Source organism: Oleiphilus sp. HI0123 (assembly GCF_001635315.1).
This window is the reverse complement of record NZ_LWGE01001135.1, coordinates 1-4,886: the sequence shown is the minus strand read 5'-3', so window position 1 is coordinate 4,886 and position 4,886 is coordinate 1. Positions and strand designations below refer to the sequence as shown.

Genomic DNA, 4,886 nt, shown 5'->3' with positions numbered 1-4,886 from the left:
TATATTATATGAAGACGAACACATTAGCTTATTAGCTAATTTCTTTGAAAGACACTCCAAGCCAACAAGTGAGGTCATTTTGGTAGATCCTGGGCGCGGCAAAAAAAACAAACTCAGCAAACGAATGATTGACTTTGGTTTTAGCTCAAGCCACTTTAAGCCTGAGCATACCGACTATTTAGAGGGCCAGTTCAAAGGCCATATTCTAAAGTTTTCACGCTAGCCGTAGGCTGCGCTACTCAGGTCAAAGCAGAGCTAATGCCACATAATCTTCAACGCAAGGTAGGGCGCAACAAAAAACACCAAAGTCATGACTTTGTACTGGCTTAGAAAGCTAAGATAAACAGGGGCCAGTTGCTTTTCCTCAAGATCAAACATCTTGCTGTGTATCGATGTAATGGCCTCTTTGAAAAATACCACCGCGATACTAGCCAGAGACAGATAAGCAAGATTAATCAAAACCGCCCAACCTAATAGTTCAGTAAGTTGCGTAATTGTCATCCCTCAGCCCTCCTATTACTTTGTAAATACAGAGAAAGCAGAAGCTTCCTAGGCCTTAATCAGGCACCACGCAGTATTGCTCTTCGAGGTGCCTGGTAGCAAAAACGGCAAGTCTTACTTAACAATATTCATCAGGTGAACATCGAATACCAGTACCGCGTTAGGCGGTATTGCTGGCGGCGAGCCCATTTCACCATAGGCTAGCTTAGAGGGTACTACAAAGCGCCACTTTGAGCCGACAGGCATCATTGATAAACCTTCCGTCCAACCGGGGATAACCTGATCTAATGCAAACTCAGCGGGTTCATTTCGGGTAATAGAGCTGTCAAAAACCTGGCCATCAATGAATGAGCCGTGATAGTGAACGCGTACAGTCTGATCAATACTAGGCTTATCGCCCTCTGCACTTTCCAGAATTTCGTACTGTAGACCTGAGTCGGTAACTTGTACGCCTTCTCGCTTGGCATTTTCATCTAAGAAAGTTTTGCACAAATCCTGATACTTCTCGGTACGATCTTTCTCGAACTGCATGCGCTTTTCTTTAATCGTGTCATAGGCTTCGTTGAGTTCGCTTTCGGACAAAGCCGAAGGTTCACCATTAAAGCATGCTCGCAAAGCCTGAATCGTTGCTTCAATATCCATTCCCTCGAAGCGGTTCTTTTGCATCTGACGGCCAAACTGCCATCCAAATCCATAGCTCACTTTCTGCTCGAACGATTGAGGTTTATCTTCAGTCTTCTTTGTCATATCTCTATATCTACTAGTCGTTAAGTTTGTTACTTGCCAATCGAAATGGTCAGTAGGGTAATATCTTAGATGTCAGCGGCCACTTCCAATTCCTCTAATCCCTTCTGTACATAATCCAGCAAACGCTGCATAGACGGCAAGGTGCGGCGGCAAGCCGTAAAGCCGAATTCTAACTGATCTACATAACTGACCAAAGTAATATTCAAGGCAATACGATCCAGAGGTATTGAAACGGGATACATCCCCTCTAGCTGCGCACCATTCCAATACTGTGTTTTCTTTGGCCCTGGTACATTAGAAATAACAACGTTGAATGCCTGAAGTTTTTCCGACAAACCCGTTAACATATTCAAACCAGCGGGTGCCAAGGTCAAAGCGGTATAATTGATCGCTTCTTCAAGCGACATCTGTGAGTATCGCTCTTTGGAATCTTTGACCGAATTTTTTACCATTTCCAAGCGTTTAGCTGGGTCAGCAACATGGGTTCCCAGGCTAGCAAGGATCATCGCAATTTGATTTCCCGCCGCACTATCATCTCGGCGCATAGACATTGGAACCATCGCAACTAAGGGTTTAGTGGGTAAGGAATGTTGACTAATTAAATAATTACGTAAGGCACTACCGCAAACAGCCAACACAACATCATTCAGTGTGGCGTCCATTTTCTTAGCCAAGGTTTTAAAGCGTTCTATTGGATATGACTGCGCTGCAAAACGACGCGAGCCTGTTATTGGCTTATTTAGAATACTGTTCGGCGCCTGAAACACAGAGACATAATCTGGATTAGATCGTGCCTGCCCTATAGCATGACTCACTTCTTTAATAAGCGTCGGCACCGTAGAAATTTGCTTCCCGGCCTCACCGACGATATTTGCCAGACTCTGCGCAATATTGGCATTATTAATATTTTCTGGACGGATCTTCTTCACTTGAGGCAAGGCCCACAAAGGCGGTAAACCACGAGCTTCAGGGTCTTCTGATAACAGCTTAGCTGTCATCCGCATTGCCGCCACACCGTCTAACATACAGTGGTGCGCTTTAAAGTACATCGCAAAACGACGACCTCGAATACCTTCAATCAAATGGCTTTCCCACATTGGTCGCTCTCGATCCATTAGGGCGCCATGCTTAACCGAAACCAAGGCGAGTAGTTCTCGAATTCTTCCTGGCTTTGGTAAGGCGCTATGACGAAAGTGATGCTCTAGATCAAACTGAAGATCTTCTTCCCAATGGTATTGGCCGAAGCGAGATTTTAAACGCTGATTAAAAGGCGCGATGGGTTGCTGAAAGGAACGCATATACTCAGCAAGCTCTGTCACATATTTTGGGCCGGCATCTTCAGGAAAGTGATAAAGGTGCAAACCACCCACATGCATTGGCTGCTGACGTTTCTCGAGCCATAAGAAAATCTGATCTGCTAAACTCAATGATTTCATAAAGATTCCATCCAAACTGTGAGTAAAAACGCGAAAAACTGCTCAGCCATATTTAAACTGTTTCCCCTGGCCAACTACAACTGGCACTCATCCTATGGGCCCAACAAGATTAAGTTTGGCGGCATCGCTATCAATAGTTATAAGCTACACATTCACCAAAGTGTAAAGAGCGCGCAAGGATACCCGAGATCGCCTATTCGGCATAGTGCTAAGACATATTCAATCTGGCAATATCACAAAAATTTATGCTAGTTTACAATTTTAGTCGAGATCAGAGTTTCGTCGAACCAACATCTCGTTTATAGGCTGTGCGTAAGTCGGCTTATCCCAATCAGGAACATCCAGCCATGGCGCTTAGTTACTTAGTCCCTAAAGACTGCATTGAAACTACTTATGAAATAAAGAAGAGTCGTTTTATCGCCCGGCATTTTAGTGTTACAGATAGAGAGCAGGCCATGCTAGCTTTGGCACAAGCTAAACGAGATTACCCCGATGCTCGCCATCATTGCTGGGCCTACCAAATCGGTCCACCTCATAGTCCGAGTTTCGCGGCCATGTCTGACGATGGCGAACCCGGTGGCACCGCAGGCAAGCCGATACTGAATGTCATTCAACATAAAGATATTGGCGATGCCATGATCATTGTGATTCGTTATTTTGGTGGTATAAAGCTCGGCGCAGGCGGATTAGTCAGAGCATACTCCCAGGCGGCCCAGCAAGCCTATGACGAAGGTGAAACAGAGTTGAAAGTGGAACTCGACGAATTCCAAATACAATGTGATTTTTCAGACGAACAGGCTATCCGACACTGGCTTTTTCAACATCAAGGCGAAGTCATCGGCACTGAGTATCAACAAGCCGTGACGATGAAGATAGCCATTGATGATCGACATCTAAGCGACTTGAGTGCTTACCTGCATGCACTCAAAAGCGCCTCTTTGATTCAGCCTTAAGCCCTCTAAGTTTTCTTCACTTACTTAGGCAGAAAACAGGAATTTACCACCACTTGCGATAGCAATAACGATCAAGCCCAGTGTCAGGTTAATTGCGACGATTTTACGGATTAGATTTAAGTGCGTCGCGGCATCAGGCCAACGATTCTCGCTCACTGCAGCTTTCATACGCTTAAATGGAACAAAGTATAAATGCCCAAACAATAAAAACATGATATAGCCTAGACCAAGCATCATATGAACATGCTTACCTATCGAAGCAAAGCCACCATATAAGGCAATCATGCCATGACCGCTCACCAATAAAACAGCAACTGCTATCCATACCCAAAAAAAGAAACGCTTAAAGGTATCTTGCCACAAACTTAGACGTAGCGGAGGTTCCAATAAGCTTGCTGCAACAGGACGAAGACATAGATAGGCGAAAAACATTCCGCCAACCCAAATTGTTGCAGCCAATATGTGGAGCGTAAGCGCGATGGCCATTGTGAAAACTCCTTTTAAATCGTCACCAGAAATCTACATACAAAGATAAGGGGGCTATTCTGTCACTTATTCACTCACAAATCGATTAGGCCAGAACGAAATATCTTCCGTATTTACTTCGCGGTGTGCAACAAACTAAAGGCCCCACGAATCTGTCCTTCCTGATAACCTACCGCCCTATCGTGCGGGTACTGTTCCGAGAGTGCCTTTTGAATATCTGTTGTTAGACTCTCTCCATGACACGACAAGCACATACCTTGAGTTGGAATAGCCTTCATCATACGAAAGGTACTCCCTTCTTTTTTCACCGCTGCTAACTGTGTAGCAGGCTTTCCGGCTTTGAGTTGCTGTTCAAAGTCAGCAAGTACTTTCGCCTCCCAGGCATCTGGCTTGTTATCAGGGTTACGTGTTTTAAGGCTGGTGCGGGAAACTGTCCATTTTCCTTGGCTATGTTTGCTGGCGATTTTTTCTGCATCCACAGAACAAGCCTCAATACCCTTGGTAAAGCCACCTTCTTTTACCGCTGCTTGCAGGCTTGATTTCAACTCTCCTGCAAATTGTTGAATCACTTGCTTACCTTCGCTTGCTAGGTCTGAAGCGGTTTCAGCACTGCTAGCACCAGCCCAGCCTAGTACAGGCAGCAACAAAGCAACAGATAATCTTTGACAAGATACTTTCATCATACTCTTCCTCTCATTCTGGCAAAACTTAGGTAAACCATCACATAGCAGCGATTATATTAGCATTGACTAATATAATTCAA

The 4,886-nt window shown here is 44.8% G+C and carries 6 protein-coding genes and 1 pseudogene; 2 read left to right on the top strand and 5 right to left on the bottom strand.

Annotation, left to right across the window (positions count from 1 at the left end; all coding sequences use genetic code 11):
- Positions 1-223: pseudogene (locus A3761_RS27670) on the top strand (histidine kinase); the annotation flags it as partial.
- Positions 224-255: 32 nt separating this feature from the next.
- Here A3761_RS27670 and A3761_RS11890 read toward each other — a convergent pair.
- From A3761_RS11890 to A3761_RS11880, 3 genes are all read right to left on the bottom strand, one after another.
- Complete coding sequence (locus A3761_RS11890; RefSeq protein WP_068512097.1) at positions 256-501, bottom strand: DUF6868 family protein; 246 nt, start codon at positions 499-501, stop codon at positions 256-258.
- A 114-nt stretch (positions 502-615) separates the two neighbouring features.
- On the bottom strand, positions 616-1,248 hold the full coding sequence (locus A3761_RS11885) for an FKBP-type peptidyl-prolyl cis-trans isomerase (protein WP_068512094.1): 633 nt from the start codon (positions 1,246-1,248) through the stop codon (positions 616-618).
- A gap of 65 nt (positions 1,249-1,313) precedes the next feature.
- Complete coding sequence (locus A3761_RS11880) at positions 1,314-2,684, bottom strand: wax ester/triacylglycerol synthase family O-acyltransferase (RefSeq protein ID WP_068512090.1); 1,371 nt, start codon at positions 2,682-2,684, stop codon at positions 1,314-1,316.
- Positions 2,685-3,031: 347 nt separating this feature from the next.
- Here A3761_RS11880 and A3761_RS11875 point away from each other — a divergent pair, with 347 nt between their 5' ends.
- Complete coding sequence (locus A3761_RS11875) at positions 3,032-3,637, top strand: YigZ family protein (RefSeq protein WP_068512085.1); 606 nt, start codon at positions 3,032-3,034, stop codon at positions 3,635-3,637.
- 24 nt (positions 3,638-3,661) lie between these two features.
- Here A3761_RS11875 and A3761_RS11870 read toward each other — a convergent pair whose 3' ends face one another.
- Both A3761_RS11870 and A3761_RS11865 read right to left on the bottom strand, forming a co-directional pair.
- Positions 3,662-4,123, bottom strand: a complete 462-nt coding sequence (locus A3761_RS11870) for a CopD family protein (protein WP_068512081.1) — start codon at positions 4,121-4,123, stop codon at positions 3,662-3,664.
- A gap of 113 nt (positions 4,124-4,236) precedes the next feature.
- Entirely contained in the window at positions 4,237-4,806 is a 570-nt protein-coding gene (locus A3761_RS11865; RefSeq protein WP_068512077.1) for a DUF3365 domain-containing protein, read from the bottom strand.
- Between the last annotated feature and the right edge of the window lie 80 nt (positions 4,807-4,886).